The sequence below is a fragment of the Caballeronia catudaia genome (genome assembly GCF_001544755.2).
In the GTDB taxonomy this organism is placed as follows: Bacteria; Pseudomonadota; Gammaproteobacteria; order Burkholderiales; family Burkholderiaceae; genus Caballeronia; species Caballeronia catudaia.
In genome coordinates this window covers 234,494-258,433 of sequence record NZ_FCOF02000006.1, presented here as the reverse complement: position 1 = coordinate 258,433, position 23,940 = coordinate 234,494, and the positions used below count along the sequence as shown (strand labels likewise).

The 23,940-nt window shown below is 62.2% G+C and carries 21 protein-coding genes; 10 read left to right on the top strand and 11 right to left on the bottom strand.

The annotated features are described in order from the left end of the window. Positions 1 to 17: 17 nt before the first annotated feature. The 4 genes from secD to queA form a co-directional block, all read right to left on the bottom strand. Positions 18 to 2,093 carry a protein translocase subunit SecD gene (secD, locus tag AWB75_RS09385; protein ID WP_061123794.1) on the bottom strand — a complete coding sequence of 692 codons (2,076 nt, stop codon included), beginning with the start codon at positions 2,091 to 2,093 and terminating at the stop codon, positions 18 to 20. A 139-nt stretch (positions 2,094 to 2,232) separates the two neighbouring features. Continuing rightward, positions 2,233 to 2,559 carry a preprotein translocase subunit YajC gene (gene yajC / locus AWB75_RS09380; RefSeq protein ID WP_061123793.1) on the bottom strand — a complete coding sequence of 109 codons (327 nt, stop codon included), beginning with the start codon at positions 2,557 to 2,559 and terminating at the stop codon, positions 2,233 to 2,235. Between the two features lie 208 nt (positions 2,560 to 2,767). Next, the gene (tgt, locus tag AWB75_RS09375) at positions 2,768 to 3,931 is read right to left on the bottom strand and encodes a tRNA guanosine(34) transglycosylase Tgt (protein WP_061123792.1); all 1,164 of its coding nucleotides are present in this window, start codon (positions 3,929 to 3,931) and stop codon (positions 2,768 to 2,770) included. A gap of 152 nt (positions 3,932 to 4,083) precedes the next feature. After that, positions 4,084 to 5,130 carry a tRNA preQ1(34) S-adenosylmethionine ribosyltransferase-isomerase QueA gene (gene queA / locus AWB75_RS09370; RefSeq protein WP_061123841.1) on the bottom strand — a complete coding sequence of 349 codons (1,047 nt, stop codon included), beginning with the start codon at positions 5,128 to 5,130 and terminating at the stop codon, positions 4,084 to 4,086. 81 nt (positions 5,131 to 5,211) lie between these two features. On the opposite strand from queA, the gene recG reads away from it, so the two are divergent. From recG to AWB75_RS38065, 8 genes are all read left to right on the top strand, one after another. Beyond that, on the top strand, positions 5,212 to 7,395 hold the full coding sequence (recG, locus tag AWB75_RS09365; protein ID WP_061123791.1) for an ATP-dependent DNA helicase RecG: 2,184 nt from the start codon (positions 5,212 to 5,214) through the stop codon (positions 7,393 to 7,395). A gap of 132 nt (positions 7,396 to 7,527) precedes the next feature. Beyond that, positions 7,528 to 8,487, top strand: coding sequence for a hydrogen peroxide-inducible genes activator (locus AWB75_RS09360; protein WP_061123790.1), 960 nt, complete (start codon positions 7,528 to 7,530; stop codon positions 8,485 to 8,487). A gap of 88 nt (positions 8,488 to 8,575) precedes the next feature. Next, positions 8,576 to 8,767, top strand: a complete 192-nt coding sequence (locus tag AWB75_RS36970; RefSeq protein WP_143746415.1) for a hypothetical protein — start codon at positions 8,576 to 8,578, stop codon at positions 8,765 to 8,767. Between the two features lie 50 nt (positions 8,768 to 8,817). Next, positions 8,818 to 10,290 carry a catalase gene (locus AWB75_RS09350; RefSeq protein WP_061123788.1) on the top strand — a complete coding sequence of 491 codons (1,473 nt, stop codon included), beginning with the start codon at positions 8,818 to 8,820 and terminating at the stop codon, positions 10,288 to 10,290. Between the two features lie 30 nt (positions 10,291 to 10,320). Beyond that, positions 10,321 to 10,473 (top strand): hypothetical protein, encoded by a 153-nt coding sequence (locus tag AWB75_RS37660; protein ID WP_159462775.1) that lies wholly within the window; start codon positions 10,321 to 10,323, stop codon positions 10,471 to 10,473. 178 nt (positions 10,474 to 10,651) lie between these two features. Then, complete coding sequence (locus tag AWB75_RS09345) at positions 10,652 to 11,140, top strand: Dps family protein (protein ID WP_061123787.1); 489 nt, start codon at positions 10,652 to 10,654, stop codon at positions 11,138 to 11,140. A gap of 104 nt (positions 11,141 to 11,244) precedes the next feature. Next, positions 11,245 to 12,102, top strand: a complete 858-nt coding sequence (ubiA, locus tag AWB75_RS09340) for a 4-hydroxybenzoate octaprenyltransferase (protein ID WP_061123786.1) — start codon at positions 11,245 to 11,247, stop codon at positions 12,100 to 12,102. Between the two features lie 321 nt (positions 12,103 to 12,423). After that, positions 12,424 to 13,668: a class I SAM-dependent methyltransferase gene (locus AWB75_RS38065; RefSeq protein WP_200822951.1), complete on the top strand. Its 1,245-nt coding sequence runs from the start codon at positions 12,424 to 12,426 to the stop codon at positions 13,666 to 13,668. A gap of 19 nt (positions 13,669 to 13,687) precedes the next feature. On the opposite strand, the gene proC is transcribed toward AWB75_RS38065, so the two are convergent. From proC to AWB75_RS09305, 6 genes are all read right to left on the bottom strand, one after another. Then, positions 13,688 to 14,500: a pyrroline-5-carboxylate reductase gene (gene proC / locus AWB75_RS09330; RefSeq protein WP_061123785.1), complete on the bottom strand. Its 813-nt coding sequence runs from the start codon at positions 14,498 to 14,500 to the stop codon at positions 13,688 to 13,690. A 14-nt stretch (positions 14,501 to 14,514) separates the two neighbouring features. Continuing rightward, the gene (locus AWB75_RS09325; protein ID WP_061123784.1) at positions 14,515 to 15,210 is read right to left on the bottom strand and encodes a YggS family pyridoxal phosphate-dependent enzyme; all 696 of its coding nucleotides are present in this window, start codon (positions 15,208 to 15,210) and stop codon (positions 14,515 to 14,517) included. 40 nt (positions 15,211 to 15,250) lie between these two features. Beyond that, positions 15,251 to 16,477 carry a glycolate oxidase subunit GlcF gene (gene glcF / locus AWB75_RS09320; RefSeq protein WP_061123783.1) on the bottom strand — a complete coding sequence of 409 codons (1,227 nt, stop codon included), beginning with the start codon at positions 16,475 to 16,477 and terminating at the stop codon, positions 15,251 to 15,253. 8 nt (positions 16,478 to 16,485) lie between these two features. Beyond that, positions 16,486 to 17,574: a glycolate oxidase subunit GlcE gene (gene glcE / locus AWB75_RS09315; RefSeq protein WP_061123782.1), complete on the bottom strand. Its 1,089-nt coding sequence runs from the start codon at positions 17,572 to 17,574 to the stop codon at positions 16,486 to 16,488. 109 nt (positions 17,575 to 17,683) lie between these two features. Then, positions 17,684 to 19,195, bottom strand: a complete 1,512-nt coding sequence (locus AWB75_RS09310) for an FAD-linked oxidase C-terminal domain-containing protein (protein ID WP_087086554.1) — start codon at positions 19,193 to 19,195, stop codon at positions 17,684 to 17,686. Between the two features lie 100 nt (positions 19,196 to 19,295). Next, positions 19,296 to 20,714, bottom strand: a complete 1,419-nt coding sequence (locus AWB75_RS09305) for an FAD-binding oxidoreductase (protein WP_061123780.1) — start codon at positions 20,712 to 20,714, stop codon at positions 19,296 to 19,298. 253 nt (positions 20,715 to 20,967) lie between these two features. On the opposite strand from AWB75_RS09305, the gene AWB75_RS09300 reads away from it, so the two are divergent. Both AWB75_RS09300 and AWB75_RS09295 read left to right on the top strand, forming a co-directional pair. Continuing rightward, entirely contained in the window at positions 20,968 to 21,513 is a 546-nt protein-coding gene (locus AWB75_RS09300) for a cob(I)yrinic acid a,c-diamide adenosyltransferase (protein ID WP_061123839.1), read from the top strand. A 65-nt stretch (positions 21,514 to 21,578) separates the two neighbouring features. After that, a complete protein-coding gene (locus AWB75_RS09295) occupies positions 21,579 to 22,622 on the top strand; it encodes a HEPN domain-containing protein (RefSeq protein WP_143746414.1) in 1,044 nt (347 codons plus the stop codon). A gap of 60 nt (positions 22,623 to 22,682) precedes the next feature. On the opposite strand, the gene aroG is transcribed toward AWB75_RS09295, so the two are convergent. Continuing rightward, positions 22,683 to 23,756 carry a 3-deoxy-7-phosphoheptulonate synthase AroG gene (aroG, locus tag AWB75_RS09290; RefSeq protein ID WP_061123778.1) on the bottom strand — a complete coding sequence of 358 codons (1,074 nt, stop codon included), beginning with the start codon at positions 23,754 to 23,756 and terminating at the stop codon, positions 22,683 to 22,685. Positions 23,757 to 23,940 lie beyond the last annotated feature (184 nt).

Genomic DNA, 23,940 nt, shown 5'->3' with positions numbered 1-23,940 from the left:
TCCGGACTCAAGCGGTCTCAGCGGGACTGGCCCGGTTTCTGTTGATCGACGCCCGGGCCCGAGCGGCGGCGCACCGTCGGCTTGCCGGTGCGCGTGTTCGACTGACTGGCCGGTTCCGTTGCGCGCGGCGCGGCCACGGCGGTCTTCGTCTTGCCCTTCGCGGTCTTCACGATTTCGTCCACAGGCGATTCGTCGCCGCGTTGCGCCGCGAGATAGGCCGCGGCCGCCGCTTCGGCATTCGTGCCTTCGGGGCGCCACACCTGACCGATCGCGAGCGACTTCAGCTTCTTCTTGCCGCCGTACCACAGGTTCACGAGGCCGCGCGAGAAGAACACCGCCGAGAACATCGACGTCAGAATGCCGATACAGTGCACGACCGCGAAGCCGCGCACCGGACCCGAACCGAACGCGAGCAGCGCAAGGCCGGCGATCAGCGTGGTGACGTTCGAGTCGAGAATCGTCGCCCAGGCGTGCTTGAAACCTTCCTGAATCGCGGTCTGCGGCGGCGCGCCGTTACGCAGTTCCTCGCGGATACGCTCGTTGATCAGCACGTTGGCGTCGATCGCCATACCGAGCGCAAGCGCGATAGCCGCGATGCCCGGCAGCGTCAGCGTGGCCTGCAAGAGCGAAAGGATGGCCACCAGCAGCAGCAGGTTGACCGACAACGACAGCATCGAGAACAGGCCGAACAGCAGGTAATACGCGATCATGAACACGGCGATCGCGGCGAAACCATACGTGACCGAATCGAAACCCTTCTTGATGTTGTCCGCGCCGAGGCTCGGGCCGACCGTGCGTTCCTCGATGATGTCCATCGGCGCCGCGAGCGAGCCGGCGCGCAACAGCAGCGCGAGATCGGTGGCGGCTTGCGCGCTCGGCTGGCCGGTGATCGAGAAGCGATCGCCCAGTTCGGACTGGATGTTCGCGACCGTCAGCACTTCGCCCTTGCCCTTTTCGAAGAGCACCATCGCCATCGGCTTGCCGATGTTGTCGCGCGACACGCTGGCGATCGCGCGGCCGCCGGCCGAGTCGAGACGGATATTCACCGACGGGCGCTGATGCTCGTCGAAGCCCGTGGAAGCATCGACGATGCGGTCGCCGGTGAAGATCACCTGCTTGCGCAGGAGCACGCGGCGATCGCCCTGATTGAACGCTTCGTCGCCCGGCGGCACCGCATCGTTCGGGCCGATGTAGGTGTTGATCGGATCGGCGAGACGCGCTTCGAGCGTCGCCGTGCGGCCGATGATGTCCTTCGCCTTCGCGGTGTCCTGCACGCCCGGCAGCTCGACCACGATGCGGTCGGAGCCTTGCTGCTGGATCACCGGCTCCGCGACGCCGAGTTCGTTCACGCGGTTATGCAACGTCGTGATGTTCTGCTTGAGCGCGCTGTCTTCGACGGTTTTCATCGCGTCCGGCGCGAACGTGCCCACGACCTGGAAGCCGTCGCCGCCCTGGCGCGTCGTCCATTGCAGTTCGGCGACGCCCGTCTGGAGCAGCGTGCGCGCGCTGTCCGCCGCGGCCTGATCCGAAAAATTTACGACGACCGACTGCCCGACGCGGTTCACGCCGCCGTCGCGGATGTTGCGGTCGCGCAGGTAGGTGCGCGCGTCCGATGCGTCGGAGTCGAGTTTCTTGTTGAGCGCGCCGGCCATGTCGACCTGGAGCAGGAAGTGCACGCCGCCGCGCAGGTCGAGACCGAGGTACATCGGCAGCGCATGCAGCGCCGTCAGCCAGCGCGGCGAGGCGCTCTGCAGATTCAGCGCGACGATGTACTGCGGATTGGCGGGGTCCGGGTTCAGCGTCTTCGAAAGCAGGTCCTTCACGTGCAACTGCGTGTCGGTGTCTTTCAGACGCACGCGGATGTTCGCGTTGAGCTGCGAGTTGTCGAAGGTGACTTCGTCGGCCTTGATGTTGCTCGCGGCGAGCGCAGTCTCGACGTTCGAGAGCGTCGACGAATCGAGCTTGACGGTCGCCTTGCCGCTCGACACCTGAACTGCGGGCGCTTCGCCGAAGAAATTGGGGAGCGTGTACACGAGGCCGATGACGAGCGCCACCAGCATCACGACATACTTCCAGAGGGGATAACGATTCATGGGGATGGCCGACCGGAAAGTTGGCTTCGGGGGAGAGGGCGTCCGGCGATATGCGCTGCGAGCGGGTCGGGAAGACGCGTGTGGCTCAGTGAGCGAGGCCGCGCCGGACGCGATGGAACCATTGGCCTGACAGCGGGCCTTACAGCGACTTGATCGTGCCCTTCGGGAGAATGGTCGTGACCGACGCCTTCTGCACGGTGATTTCCGTGCCTTCTGCGATTTCCACGCCCACGTAAGCGTCCGACACCTTCGTCACCTTGCCGACGATACCGCCGTTCGTCACGACTTCGTCGCCCTTCGCCATCGCGGAGAGCATGTTGCGATGCTCCTTCTGACGCTTCATCTGCGGACGGATCATGATGAAGTACAGCACCGCGAACATCAGGATCAGCGGCAGGAAGCTCATCAGGCTCGATTCCGCGCCACCGGTTGCGCCTTGTGCAAAGGCATTGGAAATGAACGACACGTTGGTCTCTCCGTTAATAACGTCAGAAATACGTTCGAAAAACTCGAATAGAAATTAGCCCGGTATTCTACCACTCGGGCATGTCGCGAGACTCCGGAAATGCGCTTTGCCATCAAGCCGTTACGGCGCGGTTTTCCGAGGTATCGCGACATTTCGCCAAGCGGTAGAAAGCAGATTGTAATGCTTGCCGCACCGTTCGCGACGCGGCTCAATCGACGCCGCGCGCCCGGTTGTCCGCAAATGTCTTGCGGAATGCTTCGAACGTATGGCTTTCGATCGATTCGCGCACTTCGCCGATCAGTTGAAGGTAGTAATGCAGGTTGTGGATCGTGTTCAATTGCGCGCCGAGAATTTCGCCCACGCGATGCAGATGATGCAGATAGCCGCGCGTGAAATTCTGGCAGGTATAGCAGCCGCACGATTCATCGAGCGGCTTCATCGAGTTCTTGTGAGTCGCGTTCTTGATCTTGAGATCGCCGAAGCGCGTGAAAAGCCAGCCGTTGCGCGCGTTGCGCGTGGGCATCACGCAGTCGAACATGTCGACGCCCGCCGCCACGCCCGCGATCAGATCCTCCGGCGTGCCGACGCCCATCAGGTAGTGCGGCTTGTCGGCGGGAAGCTTCGGGCCGATATGGTTCAGCACGCGCATCATGTCTTCCTTCGGCTCGCCGACCGACAGCCCGCCGATCGCGAGTCCGTGAAAGCCGATGTCTGAGAGGCCCGCGAGCGATTCGTCGCGCAGGTCTTCGAACATGCCGCCCTGCACGATGCCGAAGAGCGCGTTTGGATTGCCGAGCCGCTGAAATTCGTCGATGGAGCGCTTCGCCCAGCGCATCGACATACGCATGGAGTCCGCGGCGTCCTTGTGCGAAGTCGCGATGCCGTTGGTCGAGTAGGGCGTGCATTCGTCGAACTGCATGACGATGTCCGAGTTCAGCACCTTTTGAATCTGCATCGACACTTCGGGCGACAGGAACAGCTTGTCGCCATTGATCGGCGATGCGAACGTGACGCCTTCTTCGGTGATCTTGCGCAGATCGCCGAGCGAAAATACCTGAAAGCCGCCGGAGTCGGTGAGAATCGGCCGGTTCCATCCCATGAACCTGTGCAGGCCGCCGTGCGCGCCGATGACTTCGAGCCCCGGCCGCAGCCAGAGGTGAAACGTGTTGCCGAGGATGATCTGCGCGCGAATCTCTTCGAGTTCGCGAGGCTGAATCGCCTTGACGGTGCCGTACGTGCCGACCGGCATGAAGATCGGCGTTTCGACGACGCCGTGATTGAGCGTGAGGCGGCCGCGGCGCGCCTGGCCGTCGGTGGTCAGCAGCTCGAACTTGAGGCCGTTTGCGGGCGGGGTAAATTGACCAGCGGTCATTGATGAAGCTCCGATGCAACCGGAAAGTGCAGCGTTCTAGGCATAGTAAGCGCTGAAGCGCTAACTATGCCTAGAACACTGCATGAGACCGGAGTAAGGCGCTGAAGCGCCAACTCCGGTCGCAAGTCCGGCGCAAAAATTGATTGAGAAACTTAGTTCTTGCGAGTCAGCAACATCGCGTCGCCGTAACTGAAAAAGCGATAACGCTGTTCGATCGCGTGCCGGTACGCATCGCGAATCGTCTCCATGCCGGCGAACGCGGACACGAGCATCAGGAGCGTCGACTTCGGCAGATGGAAGTTCGTCACCAACCGGTCGACGACGCGAAATTCATAGCCCGGCGTGATGAAAATGTCCGTCTCCGCCTGGCTTCCGGCGAGCGCCTTGCCCGCACTGGCGGCGTCGCGAGCGGCGGCTTCCAGCGCGCGCATCGACGTTGTGCCGACCGCGATCACCTTATTGCCGCGCGCCCTCACGGCCGCGATGCGGTCGACGAGCGCTTGCGGCAGGTCGTACCACTCGCTGTGCATCTTGTGCTCGGCGATATTCTCGACGCGCACCGGCTGAAACGTGCCGGCGCCGACATGCAGCGTCAGTGTCGCTCGCTCGACGCCGCGTGCATCGAGTTCGGCGAAGAGCGCATCGTCGAAATGCAGGCCGGCGGTCGGCGCGGCCACCGCGCCCGGATTGGCCGCATACACCGTCTGATAGCGCGTTTCGTCGTAGGCGTCGGCGTCGTGCTCGATATACGGCGGCAGCGGCAAGCGCCCGTACTGCTCGATGAGCGTCAGGCATTCGGCCGGAAAATGCAGCGTGTAGAACGGTTCGACGCGCTCGCCGACGATCACGTCGAACGCGTCCGCGAGCCGGATCGTGCTGCCTTCGGCCGGGCTCTTGCTCGCGCGGATTTGCGCGAGCGCCGTGGTCGCGCCGGTCAGACGCTCGACCAGCACCTCGACGCGCCCACCGCTGGCCTTCTGGCCTAAGAAGCGCGCCTTCAGGACTTTGGTATCGTTGAACACCAGCAGATCGCCGGCACCGATGAGATTCGGCAACTCGGAGAAGCGCCGGTCGGTGAGCCGGGTTTGCGGCATGCCACCGGACACTTCGAGCAGACGGCTCGCGCTGCGCTCGGTGAGCGCACTCTGCGCGATCAGCTCGGGCGGCAGATTAAAATCGAAATCGGAAAGCGTGAACATGGCTTGAACGTAGCGCGAACAGGCGCGAATGAAGAGCAATCGCGCCGAACAAACCTCATATTGTACTTGCGAAGAGAGTCAATGCCTTTGCCCGACCGCCGCCTCGCCTCGACCGACCCGCTGCCCGTGGAGGAAAGCGAAGCGCCGCGCGCCGCCGCTCCGGCGCGCAAGAAGGCGAAAACGGAGGAAAAGCCGAAGCCCGTCGTGAAGACGGCGGACAAGCTCGCCAAGCTCGGACTGAAATCCGACATCGATCTCGTCCTGCATCTGCCGATGCGCTACGAGGACGAAACGCAGCTCACGCCCATCGGCGAAATGATTCCCGGCGATATCGCGCAGACCGAAGGCGTCGTGTTCGACAACGAGATCGCGTATCGCCCGCGCCGCCAGCTCCTCGTGAAAATGCAGGACGACGCCGGCGACGAACTCACGCTGCGCTTTCTCAACTTCTACGGCTCGCAGGTCAAGCAGATGGCCGTCGGCGTGCGCCTGCGCGTGCGCGGCGACGTGCGCGGCGGGTTCTTCGGACTGGAGATGGTGCATCCGGCGGTGCGTCCCGTCGATGAAAACACGCCATTGCCGCAAGCGCTCACGCCGGTGTATCCGTCGACGGCGGGTATCTCGCAGGCGTACTTGCGCAAGGCCATCGATTCGGCGCTTTCGCGTGTGTCGCTGCCGGAGCTCTTGCCCGAACCGATTGCGAACGCGCATCTGAAGCCGCTCGATGTGCCCGGCCTCCTCGACGCAGTGAAAACGCTGCATCATCCGCGTGCGGATTCGGACGAAACCGCGCTCATCGACGGCACGCACCCGGCGTGGACGCGCATCAAGTTCGAGGAATTGCTCGCGCAGCAACTGTCGCTCAAGCGCGCGCACGAAGAGCGCCGCACACGCGCCGCGCCGGCGATGCCGCGCCGTTTGCCGAACGATGAACAATCGCTCGTCGCGCGTCTGCTGAAAGCGCTGCCGTTCGCGCTGACCGGCGCGCAGGAGCGCGTCGTCGCCGAAATCGCGGGAGAGCTCACGCTCGCGCACCCGATGCAGCGTCTCTTGCAGGGCGATGTCGGCAGCGGCAAGACGATCGTCGCGGCGCTCGCGGCGGCGCAGGCCATCGACGCGGGTTATCAGGCTGCGCTCATGGCGCCGACCGAAATCCTCGCGGAACAGCACGCGCGCAAGCTGCGCGGCTGGCTGGAGCCGCTCGGCGTGTCCGTCGCGTGGCTCGCGGGCAGTCTGAAGGCGAAGGACAAGCGCGCCGCGCTCGAATCGGCTGCGCTCGGCACGGCGCAATTGGTCATCGGCACGCACGCGATCATTCAGGATGCGGTCGAATTCGCGCGCCTCGGGCTCGTGATCGTCGACGAGCAGCATCGCTTCGGCGTCGCGCAACGGCTCGCGCTGCGCGCCAAGGCGGCGAACGCGGCGGATGGCGCACGCGATTTCCAGCCGCATCAGCTGATGATGTCCGCGACGCCGATCCCGCGCACGCTCGCGATGACCTACTACGCCGATCTCGACGTCTCCACGATCGACGAATTGCCGCCCGGCCGCACGCCGATCCTGACGAAAGTCGTCGCCGATGGCCGTCGCGACGAAATCATCGGCCGCGTGCGCGAGGCGGCGCTGACCGGGCGCCAGGTGTATTGGGTGTGTCCGCTGATCGAGGAAAGCGAGACTTTGCAGTTGCAAACCGCCGTCGAAACCTACGAAACGCTCGCCGCCGCGCTGCCGGAACTGCGCGTCGGGCTGGTTCACGGGCGGCTCGCGCCCGCCGAAAAAGCCGCCGTCATGGACGCGTTCTCGCGCAACGAAGTGCAACTGCTCGTCGCGACGACGGTGATCGAAGTCGGCGTGGACGTGCCGAACGCATCGCTGATGGTGATCGAGCATGCCGAGCGCTTCGGGCTCGCGCAGTTGCATCAGTTGCGCGGGCGCGTGGGGCGGGGCAGCGCGGCGTCCGTCTGCGTGCTGATGTATTCGAATCCGTTGTCGCAGACGGCGCGCGCTCGCCTGAAGACGATGCGCGAGACCACCGACGGCTTCGAGATCGCCCGGCGCGATCTGGAAATCCGCGGCCCGGGCGAGTTTCTCGGCGCGCGGCAATCGGGCGAAGCGATGCTGCGTTTCGCCAGTCTGGAGAACGACGGCTGGCTGATCGAGCCCGCGCGCGAAGCCGCGGACCAGATGCTCAAGGCGTTCCCCGATGCCGTCACGCGCCATCTCGCGCGCTGGCTCGGCGCGCGGGAACACTATTTAAAGGCGTAGTTGCTGAACTCGCGCTGAACTTGCGAGCGCCTCGTCGGTCCCTATTTGGGCGTAACAGGCTCGCTGTTGTCGAAGTGCGGTCAGCGGGTGTATAAGTCAAACCTATCGAATCCATGTATTTCATTGGCCCCAATGACGCTCACTGAACTGAAGTACATCGTTGCGGTTGCGCGCGAACGGCATTTCGGCCGCGCCGCCGAGGCGTGCTTCGTGAGCCAGCCGACGCTGTCGGTGGCAATCAAGAAGCTCGAAGACGAACTGAACGTGCAGATCTTCGAGCGCGGCACGAGCGAAGTCAGCGTGACGCCGATCGGCGAGCAGATCGTCACTCAGGCGCAGCGCGTGCTCGAACAGACGCTCGCCATCAAGGAAATCGCCAAGCAGGGCAAGGATCCGCTCGTCGGGCCGCTCAGGCTGGGCGTCATCTATACGATCGGACCGTATCTGCTGCCCACGCTCGTCAAGCAGATGATCAAGTCCGTCCCGCAGATGCCGCTGATGCTCCAGGAGAACTACACGCTCAAGCTGATCGAGCTTCTGAAGCAGGGCGAAATCGATGTCGCCATCATGGCGCTGCCGTTTCCCGAAACCGGTCTGATGGTGCGCGCACTCTACGACGAACCTTTTGTCGTCGCGATGCCGTCGGGCCACGCGTGGGAAAACCGCGCGAAAATCGACCCGGACGATCTCAAGCAGGAAACGATGCTGCTGCTCGGCAGCGGCCATTGCTTCCGCGATCACGTGCTCGGCGTCTGCCCCGAGCTCATGCGCTTCTCGCAGAACGCGGACGGCATCCAGAAAACGTTCGAAGGCTCGTCGCTGGAAACGATTCGCCATATGGTCGCGAGCGGCGTCGGCATCACCGTGCTGCCGCGCATGTCGGTGAGCGAAGTGAAGCCGCATGCCGCGGGCATCGATTCCGGTCTGCTCAGTTACGTGGCGTTCGACGAGCCCGTGCCGGACCGCCGCGTCGTGCTCGCCTGGCGCAAGAGCTTCACGCGCATGCCCGCCATCGACGCCATTTCGGAAGCGATCGCCAACTGCGATCTGCCAGGCGTCAGGAAACTGGATATGCCCGTCGCGGTCAACTGATCGCGCTCTGCTTCGCGAACGCCGCGCTCTGAAAACGGAGCGCGGCGTTTTCATTTTGGTCTCCGTTCGAGCGAAGTCCGCGCGAGCTTTGACCTATCGCATATATAAATTTAATCGAATTAAAAATATTGATAGTTTTCGCTACGATCCTTTTCACATCGGCCGAGCCGACATCAAAGACCAAGAGGATTCCATGACCGCCGCGACCTTCTCCGACCGCTGGGCCAGCTTGCGCGATATGGCGGTCTCGATCCTTGCCGATTTCGCCCGCGTCGCCTGACCACGCGCCGCGCATTCATCCAACGCAAACGCAAAAACAGGAGCATCACGATGACAACTCAACAACTCACGACCGCGGCAGGCGCCCCCGTCGGCGACAACCAGAATTCGCAGACCGCCGGCCCGCGCGGTCCTGTCGCGCTTCAGGACTTCTGGCTCGTCGAGAAACTCGCGCACTTCGACCGCGAAGTGATTCCCGAGCGCCGCGTCCATGCGAAAGGCTCCGGCGCGTTCGGCACGTTTCGCGTGACGCATGACATCTCGCGCTACACGAAAGCGAAGCTGTTCGCGGACATCGGCAAGGAAACGCCGATCTTCATGCGCTTCTCGACGGTCGCGGGTGAGCGCGGCGCCGCCGATGCCGAGCGCGACGTGCGCGGCTTCTCGATCAAGTTCTACACGGAAGAGGGCAACTGGGACGTGGTCGGCAACAACACGCCGATATTCTTCATCCGCGATCCGCTGAAGTTCCCCGACTTCATCCATACGCAAAAGCGCGATCCATACACGAACCTGCGCAGCAACGTCGCGGCGTGGGACTTCTGGTCGCGGCATCCGGAATCGCTGCATCAGGTCACGATCCTCATGAGCGATCGCGGCATTCCGAAGAACTACCGTCAGATGCACGGCTTCGGCTCGCACACGTTCTCGTTCATCAACGAGGACAACGAACGTTTCTACGTCAAGTTCCACTTCAAGTCGCAGCAGACGCTCGAGAACTACACGGACGCCGAAGCCGCCGCCGTCATTGCGGGCGACCGTGAAAGCGCGCAGCGTGACCTCGTGGATAACATCGAGAACGGCAATTTCCCGCGCTGGAATTTCCGCATTCAAGTGATGACGGAAGAGCAGGCCGCGAAGTCGGCGATGAACCCGTTCGACATCACGAAGGTGTGGCCGCATAAGGACTATCCGCTGATCGACGTCGGCGTGATCGAGCTGAATCGCAACGCGCAAAACTATTTCGCGGACGTGGAGCAGGCCGCGTTCACGCCGGCGAACGTAGTGCCGGGCATCGGTTTCTCGCCGGATCGTTTGCTGCAAGGGCGTTTGTTCTCCTATGGCGATACGCAGCGCTATCGGCTCGGCATCAATCATCACCAGATTCCGGTGAACGCACCGCGTACGCCGGTTGCGAACCCGTTTCATCGCGATGGCGCGATGCGCACCGACGGCAATCTCGGCGGCCGCGTGAACTACGAGCCGAACCGTTACGGCGAATTCGCGCAGGACGCGAACGCGAACGAGCCGCCGCTTGCGGGCGGCACGGTGTATCGCTACGACCATCGCGAGGACGACGATTACTACAGCCAGCCGGCCGCGCTGTTCAGGCTGTTCGATGACGCGCAACGCGAGCGCTTCTTCGGCAACATCGCGCGGCACATTCACGGCGTGCCGAACGAGATCGTCGCGCGGCAGATCGCGCATTTCCGTCGCATCGATCCGGCTTACGCGCAGGGCGTGATCGACGCGCTCGCGAAGCTCGGCCAGAACGTCGACGAGAAGGACACCGCCGCCGTCTGACACGGCGCAACGAAACACGGGAGGACGAACATGTCTCAAGCGTTGAACCACATCGCCCACGCCGTCGACCAGATCGAAGCGACGAGCCGTCAGGCGTCACGCGGCGTGCGCGTAGCGATCGCATTCGGCATCGTCGCGGCGGGTTACGGACTCGTTTTCGCGAGCGGCGTGATCGGCGCCTGAGCATGACCGATGACCGGAGGATTGCGTCAACAGGGCGCAGCGCAAGCGCCCGAAAGCCTTGCCGTGCCATAAAGCCGTCCCCGTTTCTACGATAAACTGTCGAACGCTCGAAACGCCGCGCGGCAAGACGAAGCGCGCGGCGCTCGCACCGTTCGAATCACTCTCTCACGGAGTCATCATGGCGAAGAAAGGCACTGCACCTGCCGTCAATATCGGCATCAGCGACAAGGACCGCAAGAAGATCGCCGAGGGCTTGTCCCGGCTGCTGGCCGATACATACACGCTGTATCTGAAGACCCATAACTTCCACTGGAACGTGACGGGTCCGATGTTCAACACGCTGCATCTGATGTTCGAAACGCAATACACCGAGCTCGCGCTCGCCGTCGATTCGATCGCGGAACGCATCCGCGCGCTGGGCGTGCATGCGCCGGGCAGCTACAGGGACTTCGCGAAGCTGTCGTCGATTCCGGAAGCGGACGGCGTGCCGGCTGCCGAGGACATGATCCGTCAACTGGTGGAAGGCCAGGAAGCGGTGGTGCGCACGGCGCGCGAGATCTTTCCGGCGACCGAAGCCGCGAACGACGAGCCGACCGCCGACCTGCTCACGCAACGCATGCAGACGCACGAGAAGACCGCGTGGATGCTGCGCGCGATGCTGGCCTGATTGCACCAGTCGATCGGTGAAAGAGCCCCGCCCTGACGCGGGGCTCTTTGCATTTCAGGCCGTGATCTAAAATAGCCGCATACAGTTTTCCAGCATTCACCGCCATGCTCGCCCGTCTCCCGCTCTACGTGCGCCTCGTGCGCCTCGACAAGCCCATCGGCAGTCTGCTGCTCTTGTGGCCGACGCTCAACGCGCTGTGGATCGCGTCGGAGGGACGTCCTTCGCCTATGCTGCTCGTGATCTTCATCGTCGGCACGATTCTGATGCGCTCGGCGGGCTGCGCGATCAACGATTACGCCGACCGCGATTTCGACAAGCACGTCAAGCGCACCGCCGAGCGGCCGATTACATCGGGCAAGATCAAGGCGTGGGAGGCGGTGGCGCTGGCGGCGGCGCTGGCGCTCGTCGCGTTCCTGCTGATCCTGCCGCTCAACACGCTGACGAAGGAGCTGTCGGTGTTCGCGTTGTTCGTCGCGGGCACGTATCCGTTCACCAAGCGCTTCTTCGCGATTCCGCAGGCGTATCTCGGCATCGCGTTCGGCTTCGGCATTCCGATGGCCTTCGCCGCTGTGCAGAACCACGTGCCGATGCTCGCGTGGATCATGCTCGCCGCCAACGTGTTCTGGTCGGTCGCATATGACACCGAGTACGCGATGGTCGACCGCGACGACGACATCAAGATCGGCATCCGCACATCGGCGCTTACCTTCGGCCGCTACGACGTGCTCGCCGTGATGCTGTGCTACGCGGTCACGCTCGCGATCTACGTGGGAATCGGCATCGCGCTCGGCTTCGGCTGCCTGTACTGGCTCGGCTGGCTCGCGGCGGCGGGATGCGCGGTATATCACTACCGGCTGATCCGCAATCGCGATCGCATGGCGTGCTTTGCCGCGTTCAGGCACAACAACTGGCTCGGCGGGATGCTGTTCGCGGGCATTGCGCTGCATTACGCGTTTTCCTGAACCGATGGTTTTTGCTGTATCGAGCACTGCGGCGTGTGCAATGCACGCCGCGCAAGGGTGCTGCTTCGTGTTCGTGCCATTTCGCGAAACACTCTGAGAACGACAAATTTGTTCAAATTGCGGCTTTACGACGCTATCTTTTGATAAGTTCGTGAACTACGTAATCAAGTAATTCCCAAGAGCGCTAAAACAAGCGTCCAGTTCATCCGGCGATTCATGCGCGAATGCGCCGGCCTTATCTTCGACAACTCGACTGAACGCCGCGGAGTTCTCTGCGCGACGGCGTTCGCTCGCTTGTTGCTTTTCGATGGTCTGTCATCTATGGGTTTTCTTGCTCGCTTCGATCTCGCGGGACTTGTTTCCCGAAACCAGGTCACGCACTTGATCGAAACCGGTTATGGACGAGGCGATTCCTGCCGCGCGGCCTTGAGCGCCGGCTTCACGAAGGCGCTGTCATGCGAAATTTTCGAGCCGCTTTTTGCCGAGGTGGAGCAAAGTGAACAGCTCCATGTCGCGAACGCGGATAGTGTCACCTTCCTGAACTCGGCGCCGGTGAAAACAGCGCTTGCCGAACATCGCTGCCTTGTCTTCCTCGATGCGCATTATCCGGGCGCGGACTATGGCGGCACGAGCTACATGAGCAAGGAGCACGATCCAACCGAACGCCTGCCGATGCTCGCCGAACTCGAGCAACTGCGCGGCGTCGCCGATAACGCGCTGATCGTGATGGACGATGTGCGCATCTATCGGCGTGCATTCGAGACGAGCGCAGGACCGCTGCCGGATGATGTGGAGAACGCATTCCATGAGGAAGGGCGGTTCTTCAAATTGCTCGGCGCTTTCGGACAAACGCATACTCTGCATTGGTACGCCGAAGACACGGGTTACGCGGTGCTATGGCCGCACGCCTGGGGTGAGCACGCGCTGAAGAAATGGGTGCTCCCCGGCGATCAGACGCAGCCACTCGCGCTCACGCTGGGCGTTCCGGGCACGACGTGCATCTCGCTTAATCGCCGTCTGATGGATGCGCGCTTCGGCAATCGCTGGCTAGTGGGCAACGGGCTCGATATCGGCGGCGGGGCGGACAGCATCGCGCTGTATCGCCCGCTGTTTCCGCGCATCGGAGGCGTGACGGTCTACGAATGGGCGCAGGGTGACGCGCAATATCTCGAGAACGTGCGGGACGACAGCTTCGATTTCGTGTACTCGGCGCACTGTCTCGAGCACGTACTCGACCCGCAGATCGCACTGCGGCACTGGTTGCGTGTGCTCAAGCCCGGCGGACATCTCGTCATCACGGTGCCGGACGAAGACATGTACGAGCAGGGCGTGTGGCCGTCGACGTTCAACGACGACCACAAGCACACGTTCACGCTTTTCAAGCGCTCGAGCTGGTCGCCGGTTTCGGTCAATGTCCTCGATCTGCTACGCGGCTTCGAGCGCGAAGTCAGCGTGAAGAAGATCGAGTGTCTGGATCACAGCTTCCTGCATGGAATGGAGCGCTACGATCAGACGCGCACCGCATTCGCCGAGTGCGCCATCGAATTCGTCGTGCAGAAACTTTGAGCGTCGACGATCCGCCGCCTCACACAGCGCCTAGTTCGTCTCCCATTGCTTTAGCCCGCGCTTCTGCCGCCAGCGCGCCGCGCACGATCGCCTCCTTCACGCCTTGTGCATCGAACGAGGCGAGCGCCGCCGCCGTCGTGCCGCCCTTCGACGTCACGCGCTCGCGCAGCACGCTCGCAGGTTCCCCGGATTGCGCTGCCAGTTGCGCCGCGCCGGTGAACGTGGCGACGGCGAGCGCACGGCCTTGCTCTTCATCCATGCCGAGCTGGCGCGCGGCTTCCTGCATCGCTTCGATGAAATAAAACACGTAGGCCGGGCCGCTGCCGGAAATCGCGGTGACGGCGTCGAGTTTCGCTTCGTCGTCGAACCAGACGGCCGTGCCGACCGCTTCCAGCACTTGCGATGCAAGCGCCTTCGCCGCATCGGAGACGCCGGGCAGCGCGGCGAGGCCCGTCACGCCCATGCCGATCAGTGCGGGCGTGTTCGGCATCGTGCGCACGATTTGGGCATAGCCGTTGAGCCAGCGGCTGAGGTCCGTCGCGCGGATGCCCGCCGCGATGCTGATGACCGTCTGCTTCGACAGATGCGGCGCGAGCGCTTCGGCCACGCTCTTGAGCACCTGCGGCTTCACCGCGATCACGATGGCGTCGTAACCGGCGAGCGCCGCGTCGACGGCCGCGCCCGTCGCGATGCCGAATTGCTTCGCAGTGCGCGCGCGCGCTTCGTCGTTGATGTCGACGGCGTAGATGTCCGCGGGCGAGGCGCCGCGCTTGACGAGACCGCCGATGAGCGCCGCGGCCATGTTGCCGCCGCCGATGAATGCAATTTTCATGATGGAAGGTGAGGTCAGGTGGTGTAAGTCCGTGCGCCGAAAATCGCGGTGCCGATGCGCACCATCGTCGCGCCTTCGAGCACGGCGGCTTCGAGATCGGCGGACATGCCCATCGAGAGCGTGTCGAGATCGAGGCCGTCGGCGCGCAACGCGTCCATTAGCTCGCGCAGGCGCGCGTGAGGTGCGCGTTGCGCATCCAGCGTGTCGGCGGGTTCGGGGATCGCCATCAGACCGCGCAAGCGCAAGCCCGGTAGCGCAGCCACCGCGTGAGCGAGTGCGGCGGCTTCATCCGGCTCGACGCCGCTTTTCGACTGCTCGCCGCTCACGTTCACCTGAATGCACACGTTGAGCGCGCTCGCGCCTTCGGGACGCTGCGCGGACAGCCGCTCGGCGATCTTCAGCCGGTCGACGGAGTGCACCCAGTCGAACTGCTCCGCGACGAGCTTCGTCTTGTTCGATTGCATCGGCCCGATGAAATGCCATTCGATCTCGCCGCGCACATCGGCGAGCGCCGCGATCTTCGCGATGCCTTCCTGCACGTAGTTTTCGCCGAACGCGCGCTGGCCGGCATCGAAGGCGGCGCGCACGTCGTCGGCGGGAAAGGTTTTCGACACGGCGAGCAGCGCGACCGACGACGCATCGCGCGACGCGTCGTGCGCGGCCTTCGCGATGCGCTGGCGGACTTCTTCCAAGTGTTCAGCGATGGACATGTGACAGCCTTCAGAATCATCCGGCCATTATACGAATCGCTCATCCATAAAGCAGATGCTCCAGCAGTTGGATCCAGTGCGTGACGGGCGTCGACGTGCCGCTTTGCAGATGCGCGATGCAGCCGACGTTCGCCGACACGATCAACTGCGACTCCAGCTTTTCCAGCCGGTCCAGCTTCTGGTTGCGCAGCGTGTACGACAATTTCGGCTGCAGGACCGAATACGTTCCCGCCGATCCGCAGCACAGATGGCTGTCCGCGGGCAGGCGCACTTCGAGGCCGAGCGCGGTCAGCAGATGCTCGACGCGTCCGCGAATCTGCTGGCCGTGCTGCAACGTGCACGGCGGATGAAACGCCACGGTGTGCACGCCGCGCCGCCGCGCAAGCCCGACCAGCTCTTCTTCGTACATCGGCAGGATTTCGGCGAGATCGCGCGTCAGCTCGACGATGCGCCGCGCCTTCTCCGCGTACGCCGGATCGTGACGCAACAAGTGTGCGTATTCCTTCACGGTCGCGCCGCAGCCCGATGCGTTCATCACGATCGCCTCGACGCCGCTTTCCACGTACGGCCACCATGCGTCGATGTTGTTGCGCACGTCGTCGAGCGCGTCGTCGTTGTAGCCGAGATGCAGGCGGATCGCGCCGCAGCAGCCCGCGCCCGGCGCCGTGACGATCTCGATGCCGAGCGCGTCGAACACGCGCGCGGTCGCCGTGTTGACGTTAGGCATCATCGCGGGCTGCACGCAGCCGGCGAGCATCAGCATCTTGCGTTCGTGCTTGTTCGTGGGCGCCGCGAGCGGCCGCTCGGGAACCGGAATCTTCGCGCGCAGCTTGCGCGGAAGGATGCCGCGAAACTGCTGGCCGAGCTTCATCGCGGGCGTGAAGAGCGTGCTGTTCGGCAGAAAGCTCGCGAGAAAGCGCCGTTGCAGCCGCTGACGCATCGGCCGCTCGACTTTCTCTTCGACGACCTTGCGCCCGATCTCGACGAGCTTGCCGTACTGCACGCCCGACGGGCATGTGCTCTCGCAGTTGCGGCACGTGAGGCAGCGGTCCAGATGCAGTTGCGTGCTGCGCGTGACCGGCGCGCCTTCGAACATCTGCTTCATCAGATAGATGCGACCGCGCGGCCCGTCGAGCTCGTCGCCGAGCAATTGATACGTCGGGCACGTGGCCGTGCAGAAGCCGCAGTGCACGCATTTGCGCAGGATGGCGTCGGCTTCGTCGCCGTCTGCGGTGCCGCGAATGAAGTCGGCGAGATTGGTTTGCATCGATGCGCCTAAAAGTCGGGATACAAACGCGCGCGATTGAAGATGCGCGCCGGATCGAATGCGGCTTTCAATCCGCGATGAATCTTCATCAGTGGCGCGGGCAGCGGCGTGAAGACGCCCGCATTGCGATCGTAGGCGGAGCCCGCGCGGAAGATCGTCGCGTGACCGCCCGCCTGCTTCGCGCTGATGCGCACGGTTTGCGGGTCGGTGTCGGTGATCCACCAGCGCTGCGCGCCGCCCCATTCCATCAACTGCGCGCCCGGCAGGTGCAGCGGCTCCGCGATCGACGGCAATGCGAGCCGCCACAGCGCCGAACGCGGCTCGATTACGGCGAAGAACGGATCGGTCTGTTCGCGCATGCCGATCCAGAAACGGTCGGCTTCGACGGCATCGACCACCTCGCCGCCGAGCGTGTTGCGCGCGGTCTTGACGGCCGCTTCCGCGCCCGCGAGACGCAGCGCCAGCGTGCCGTCGCGCCACGCGCTGCCGCAGATCGGCAGCGGATGGCCGCCCCATTCGTTGAGCTTGCGCACGCCGTCGGTCGCGTGCATGTCGAACTTGAGCGTGGCTTCCGCGACGGGGCGCGGCAGCACCTTGATCGACAATTCGAGAATCAGCCCGAGCGTGCCGAGCGAACCCGCGAGCAGGCGCGACACGTCGTAGCCCGCGACGTTCTTCACCACTTGCCCGCCGAAGTGCAGCACCTGGCCGTGCCCGTTCATCACGACCGCGCCGAGCACGAAATCGCGCGGCGCGCCGGTCCACGCGCGGCGCGGGCCCGCGAGCCCCGCGGCGATGCAGCCGCCGAGCGTCGCGTTGCGCCCGAAGTGGGGCGGCTCGAACGGCAGCATCTGGTTGTGTTCGCGCAGCGCGGCTTCGATTTCCGCGAGCGGCGTGCCGCTCTTCGCGGTAATGACGAGTTCAGCCGGATCGTAGGCGATGATCCCGCGATACGCGCGCGTGTCGAGGATTTCTCCCTGGAGCGTCTGACCGTACCAGTCCTTCGTGCCGCCGCCGCGGATACGCAGCAGCGCGCCGGATTCGGTCGCCCGAGCGATCCTCTCCGACCAGCCGGCGACGATGTCGTCCTGTTCCATGCGTGTTCCGCTCGTATTTCGATTTCTGTTGGGCTGCCCGGTCGATTGTACCGGCCGCTTAACGGCGCAATACCCGGTGAAACGTGGATAGCGGAACGCGATCCTCCGCCTAGAAGCGCGGCAACTCCGGATGCGGCAGCAGCCCGCCCCGGACATGCATCTTGCCGTATTCGGCGCAGCGCGCGCGCGTCGGGATGCCCTTGTCGGGATTGAGCAGGCCGGGCGGGTCGAATGCGCGCTTCACGGCGAAAAACGCGTCGCGTTCTTCGGGCGAAAACTGCACGCACATCGAATTGATTTTCTCGATGCCCACGCCATGCTCGCCCGTCACCGTGCCGCCCAGCTCGACGCACGTTTCCAGAATGTCCGAGCCGAACGCTTCCGCGCGGTGCCATTCGTCGAGATCGTTGCCGTTGAAGAGAATGAGCGGATGCATGTTGCCGTCGCCGGCATGGAACACGTTGATGCAGCGCAGCGCGTACTTCTTCTCCATCTCTTCGATGCGCGCGAGCAGCGGCCCGATCGCGCGGCGCGGCACGGTGCCGTCCATGCAGTAGTAGTCCGGCGAGATGCGGCCGGCGGCCGGGAACGCGTTCTTGCGGCCCGACCAGAACTTGAGGCGCTCGGTCTCCGAACGGGAAATCTGGATGCGCGCCGCGCCGTGCTCGCGCAAGACGGCCGTCATGCGGACGATTTCCTCGGCGACTTCGTCGTGCGTGCCGTCGGATTCGCACAGCAGGATCGCGGCGGCGTCGAGATCGTAGCCCGCGTTGACGAACTCTTCGACGGCGCGCGTCGCGGGTTTGTCCATCATTTCCAGGCCGGCCGGGATGATGCCCGCCGCGATGATCGCCGCGACCGCGTTGCCGCCTTTCACGACATCGTCGAAGCTCGCCATGATGACTTGCGCCGTCTGCGGCTTCGGAATCAGCTTGACGGTGATCTCGGTGACGATCGCAAACATGCCTTCGCTGCCGATCAGCACCGCGAGCAGATCGAGGCCGGGCGCGTCGGGTCCGAGCGAGCCGAACTCGACGACATCGCCGTCCATCGTCACCGCGCGCACGCGCAGCACGTTGTGGACGGTGAGTCCGTATTTCAGGCAATGCACGCCGCCGGAGTTTTCGGAGACGTTGCCGCCGATCGTGCACGCAATCTGCGACGACGGATCGGGCGCGTAGTACAGGCCGTAGGGCGCGGCGGCTTCCGAAATGGCGAGGTTTCGTACGCCGGGCTGCACGGTTGCGGTGCGCGCGTAGGGATCGACTTCGACGATTTTCCGAAAGCGCGCAAGCGACAACACGATGCCGTGGCGGATCGGCATGGCGCCGCCCGACAGTCCGGTGCCCGCGCCGCGCGGGACGATCGGAATGGCAAGACGCGCGCAGATCTGCACGACGCGCTGAACCTGCGCCTCGGTTTCCGGCAGCGCGACCGCGAGCGGCAGGCGGCGATAGGCGGCGAGGCCATCGCATTCATAGGCCGCCGTGTCTTCCTCGCGAAAGAGCAGACAGTGCGTCGGCAGCACGGCCATCAGCGCCTGCACGACTTCGCGCTGACGCGCGGCGAGTTGCTCTTCGGTCAGCGCTGCGGCTTCTTCGTGCGGCAGATTCGGCGACATCTGCTCGTGCTTGAGCTCGTCGGGTGCGTTCATGTCTCCTCCAGTTGATGCCTGCGCTGTCAGTGCGCTTGTCTTCATGCGTGCATCTTGCGCGACTTCGTCAGCCTTCGAAAGAGAAGATTTTCCCCGGGTTCATCAGGTTTTTGGGATCGAGCGCCTGCTTGATCGAGCGCATCACGGCGACGGCGTCTTCGCCGTGCTCGTCGATCATGAAACCCATCTTGTGCAACCCGACGCCGTGCTCGCCGGTGCAGGTGCCGCCCATCTTCAGCGCGCGTCCGACGATGCGTCGATTGATGCGCTCCGCTTCTTCCAGCTCTTCGGGCCTGGCCGGATCGAGCAGCATTGCGACATGGAAGTTGCCGTCGCCGACATGGCCGACGATCGGGCTCGGCAAGTAAGAGCCTTGCAAATCCTTCTCCGTTTCCTCGACGCATTCGGCGAGGCGCGAGATCGGCACGCAGACGTCGGTCGTGACGGCGCGGCAGCCGGGCTTCAGTTGCAGCATTGCGAAGTAGGCGGAGTGGCGCGCGTTCCAGAGGCGGCTGCGGTCTTCGGGGCGCGTCGCCCATTCGAAGTCCTCGCCCTTGTTTGCCGCGACGATGTCCTGCACCGTCTGCGCCTGTTCCAGCACGCCCGATTCGGTGCCGTGGAATTCAAAGAACAGCATCGGCGCTTCACGCAGCGTCAGATTCGAGTGACGGTTGATCGCGCGCACGGCGAGCTTGTCGACGAACTCGACGCGCGCGATCGGCACGCCCATCTGGATCGTTTCGATGACGGCGCGCACGGCGTCGCCCATCGACGGAAACGCGCACACGGCCGCCGAGATCGCTTCGGGCTGCGGATAGAGGCGCACGGTGATTTCGGTGATGACGCCGAGCGTGCCTTCCGAGCCGACGAAAAGGCGCGTGAGGTCGTAGCCCGCCGACGATTTGCGCGCGCGCGTGCCGGTTTTGATGACGCGGCCATCGGCGGTGACGACGGTGAGGCCGAGGACGTTTTCGCGCATCGTGCCGTAGCGTACGGCGTTCGTGCCCGATGCGCGCGTCGCCGACATGCCGCCGATGCTCGCGTCCGCGCCGGGATCGATCGGGAAGAAGAGGCCGGTGTCTTTGAGGGCTTCGTTCAGTTGCTTGCGGGAGATGCCGGGTTGCACGGTGACGGTGAGGTCTTCGGCGTTGATCGAGACGACCTGGTTCATTTCCGACAGGTCGATGGACACGCCGCCTTGCACCGCGAGCAGATGGCCTTCGAGTGATGAACCGTTGCCGTAGGGGATGATCGGGACGTCGTGTTCGGCGCAGAGTTTGACGATGGTTTGCACTTCGTCGGTGCTGCGCGCGTAGACGACGGCGTCGGGGAGTTGCGGGTCGAACGGGGATTCGTCGCGGCCGTGGTGTTCGCGGACGGCTTGTGCGGTCGAGACGCGGTCGGCGAAGTTTTGCTTCAACAATTCGAGAAGCGCGGCGGGGAAGGGGCGTTTCTGGAAGGCTGGGCGTTCGGTGGGGTGGTTCACAAGGTGTCTCCGGGTGCGGCTTTGTTTGTTTGCTTTTTTGCGGATTTTCGCCGGGTGGATGCGTGTTCGCTCGCGCTTGATGTGGGCGTTGCGGAATTCCCGCGTGATGCTTTGTGCGTTTATCGCCGGCTCTTTTTTCCGCGAGCGCCGTGCGGTGTTCATCTCATTTTACGCCCGTGCGGAGAAGCCCGGTGGGGCAGGGTTTCCGGCGTTGAGGCCGTGCCTATAATGGGCCTTGACCTGGGAGGCAGTGATGGGAAACCGCTTGAGCAAGATCGCCACGCGCACCGGTGATGATGGAACCACCGGGCTTGGCGATGGGAGCCGCGTATCGAAGGACGATGCGCGCATCGCCGCGATTGGGGATGTCGATGAGTTGAATTCGTGTATCGGCGTTTTGTTGTATGAGCCGATGCCTTCTGATGTGCGGGATGCGTTGACGCAGATTCAGAACGATTTGTTTGATCTGGGTGGAGAGCTATCGATTCCCGGGCATTCGATGATTCAGAATTCTCATCTTGCCCGACTGGATGCCTGGCTTGCAGAGTACAACGCCACGCTGCCGCCGTTGAAGGAGTTTATTTTGCCGGGTGGGTCTAGGGCTGCGGCTCTTGCTCACGTCGCGAGGACGGTTTGTCGGAGGGCGGAGAGAGCGATTGTCGCGCTGGGGCGTGCCGAATCTGCGGGAGTTCATGAGGTGCCGCGGAGGTATGTAAATCGGCTCTCGGATTTGTTGTTTATCCTGGCTAGAATCGCGAACCGTGCCGACGGTCGTGCGGATGTTACATGGAAACGCTAAGTCTTTACTGTGTGTTTGTGTTTTTTTTTTGAATTATGAATAAAGCTATCTTAGCAAGAGACTTATTGAAGGAGATCAAGGAAAAGAAGCTTCGCGCGATGCACACAGGCGAGCGTGGCCTTGCTGAGCTTTGGGAAATCGAGCTGTTCTTATCTGGATATCAAAAACAAGAAGAGGTTGCAAATTCTCTTAGTCTAGCGGGCATCGCAGCGTGCCTCGAAGTATCCGTGCGAGACGCAATTCGAAAACTGGTCGATCACGGCGAGCCATATGTCAGTAGAATCGATAAGTTCAAAGCACCATTAAAATTCGATCTCAAACTAACAAAAGCACTCAGCGATAACAAAATAAGCTATGGCGAATACATTGCACATCTTTTACCTGTCAGTAGCATTTCGCATATAATTTCACATCTCGACGCACTGCTTGGTGATAACGAGAATTCCGGCGCATTCTTGACCGTTCTTGGCGAAATCAAGGAGTTCAAAGAGGAAAGCGATCCGGATATGTCGCGCGAAGATTTATCTGAGATTGACTCGTATACGAGCTTTGGATTGACGGAGTTCAGCTTCTACCCAGTCTCTCTTCCGATTTCGGATGTAAGTGCGTTGCTACAAGATATAGAAGAATTGCTTCAACGCCGTCATATTATCGTGCATGAGGCAAGCTTTTGCGATCTTAAGAGCGAACGATTTGACTCTTTGATTCGGAGCTCTCGAAAGTTAATGCTCGCTCTCTATGAAATCGTTGAGCAAATTTTAAGGCCAGGAGAACCTCGTTCTCCTGTTCATCAATCGCTACGTGAGGCGAAGAGATCGGAGTTTTTGCGCTTAGAGATACTAGTTAATTATGCTGAGATACTGCAAATGCTATCTTCGCGTGGGAGTGAACGATTTTCTCAAATTGGATCAGTCCTGCTTGGCCAAGAGAGATTCTTAGAATTGGTGTCATTGGAAGCGAATCTGAGGGTTGCGCTTTGCCGAGACTACCGTAATGCGGCTCGTCGGAGCGCTGAATCGCGTGTGAAAATAAAGCTGTACAAAGAGCACGCGATTTATTTAAGCGAACTAAAAAACGCGATCAAGGCGTCGGACCCAATTCTACTCTAGCGATCTTAAATGGCGAGGTATGAAGAATCTTTCTAGCGTACCTCGCCAATGTCAGATTTTCTAGTTTCCACCGCCACGTACGATGCGTCTTTGCTTCACCGCCTCCGCCAACCTCTCCAGCACCTTCACACTCTCATCCCACCCGATACAAGCATCAGTAACACTCTGCCCGTAGGTAAGCTCACACCCCTCCCGCAAATCCTGCCTCCCCGCAACAAGATGCGACTCCACCATCACGCCAACGATTCTTTCATCGCCAGCAGCCAACTGCCTCCCAATATCCTCACAAACCGGAATTTGATTCTCATGCTTCTTCGAGCTATTCGCATGACTCGCATCAATCATTAACCGCGCGGCCAGTCCAGCCTTCCCAATATCACTACAAGCCGCATCGACACTAGCCGCATCATAATTAGGCGTCTTCCCGCCGCGCAGAATGATGTGACAATCCTCATTCCCCGCAGTAGAAACAATCGCCGAATGCCCGCCCTTGGTCACCGACAAGAAATGATGCGGCTGCGACGCCGCCTTGATCGCATCGACGGCGATCTTCACATTCCCATCCGTGCCATTCTTGAAGCCAACAGGACAAGACAACCCCGATGCCAATTCACGATGAACTTGCGATTCGGTCGTTCTAGCCCCGATCGCCCCCCACGAAATCAAATCAGCGATGTACTGCGGACTAATCATGTCGAGATACTCAGTACCCGCAGGCAAGCCAAGCTCATTGATACGCATGAGCAACTCCCGGGCAGCCCGCAACCCGTCATTGATCTTGAAGCTGTTATCCATATACGGATCGTTGATGAGCCCCTTCCAGCCCACCGTCGTACGCGGCTTCTCGAAGTACACGCGCATCACGATCTCCAACTCCGATGAAAAGCGACGACGCTGCTCGATCAACTTCCCCGCATACTCCAGCGCAGCCTTCGGATCATGAATCGAGCAAGGCCCGACGATGACGATCAACCGATCATCCATCCCATGAAGAATGCGATGCATCGACTGCCGCGCGTTATAGATGAGTTCCGAAACCGGCTCCGCACAAGGGAACTCGCGGATCAAATGCGCGGGCGGGGTCAGTTCTTTCAACTCACGGATACGAACGTCATCGGTATTGTGCGGGGGCATTTCGGTTCTCCAACGGCAGCGTTTTAAACAAATGGGAAGACGAAAAAAAACCGCCAGACTCGCTGGCGGTTTTTCGGGAATTTCGGTCTTTTCGACCTGCGTACAACTCACCCCTCTCGATCCGCCAGCGGCTTGAGATGCCAAAAGAAATAAAAATAAAACTTGGCGGACATGATGGGTCGGG

What these genes read in the sequence shown, in the direction of transcription:
- secD (WP_061123794.1), bottom strand. Translation starts at nt 2,093, where the DNA reads ATGAATCGTTATCCCCTCTGGAAGTATGTCGTGATGCTGGTGGCGCTC.
- tgt (WP_061123792.1), bottom strand. Translation starts at nt 3,931, where the DNA reads ATGACCGCTGGTCAATTTACCCCGCCCGCAAACGGCCTCAAGTTCGAG.
- queA (WP_061123841.1), bottom strand. Translation starts at nt 5,130, where the DNA reads ATGTTCACGCTTTCCGATTTCGATTTTAATCTGCCGCCCGAGCTGATC.
- recG (WP_061123791.1), top strand. Translation starts at nt 5,212, where the DNA reads ATGCCTTTGCCCGACCGCCGCCTCGCCTCGACCGACCCGCTGCCCGTG.
- AWB75_RS09360 (WP_061123790.1), top strand. Translation starts at nt 7,528, where the DNA reads ATGACGCTCACTGAACTGAAGTACATCGTTGCGGTTGCGCGCGAACGG.
- AWB75_RS09350 (WP_061123788.1), top strand. Translation starts at nt 8,818, where the DNA reads ATGACAACTCAACAACTCACGACCGCGGCAGGCGCCCCCGTCGGCGAC.
- AWB75_RS37660 (WP_159462775.1), top strand. Translation starts at nt 10,321, where the DNA reads ATGTCTCAAGCGTTGAACCACATCGCCCACGCCGTCGACCAGATCGAA.
- AWB75_RS09345 (WP_061123787.1), top strand. Translation starts at nt 10,652, where the DNA reads ATGGCGAAGAAAGGCACTGCACCTGCCGTCAATATCGGCATCAGCGAC.
- ubiA (WP_061123786.1), top strand. Translation starts at nt 11,245, where the DNA reads ATGCTCGCCCGTCTCCCGCTCTACGTGCGCCTCGTGCGCCTCGACAAG.
- AWB75_RS38065 (WP_200822951.1), top strand. Translation starts at nt 12,424, where the DNA reads ATGGGTTTTCTTGCTCGCTTCGATCTCGCGGGACTTGTTTCCCGAAAC.
- proC (WP_061123785.1), bottom strand. Translation starts at nt 14,500, where the DNA reads ATGAAAATTGCATTCATCGGCGGCGGCAACATGGCCGCGGCGCTCATC.
- AWB75_RS09325 (WP_061123784.1), bottom strand. Translation starts at nt 15,210, where the DNA reads ATGTCCATCGCTGAACACTTGGAAGAAGTCCGCCAGCGCATCGCGAAG.
- glcF (WP_061123783.1), bottom strand. Translation starts at nt 16,477, where the DNA reads ATGCAAACCAATCTCGCCGACTTCATTCGCGGCACCGCAGACGGCGAC.
- glcE (WP_061123782.1), bottom strand. Translation starts at nt 17,574, where the DNA reads ATGGAACAGGACGACATCGTCGCCGGCTGGTCGGAGAGGATCGCTCGG.
- AWB75_RS09310 (WP_087086554.1), bottom strand. Translation starts at nt 19,195, where the DNA reads ATGTCGCCGAATCTGCCGCACGAAGAAGCCGCAGCGCTGACCGAAGAG.
- AWB75_RS09300 (WP_061123839.1), top strand. Translation starts at nt 20,968, where the DNA reads ATGGGAAACCGCTTGAGCAAGATCGCCACGCGCACCGGTGATGATGGA.
- aroG (WP_061123778.1), bottom strand. Translation starts at nt 23,756, where the DNA reads ATGCCCCCGCACAATACCGATGACGTTCGTATCCGTGAGTTGAAAGAA.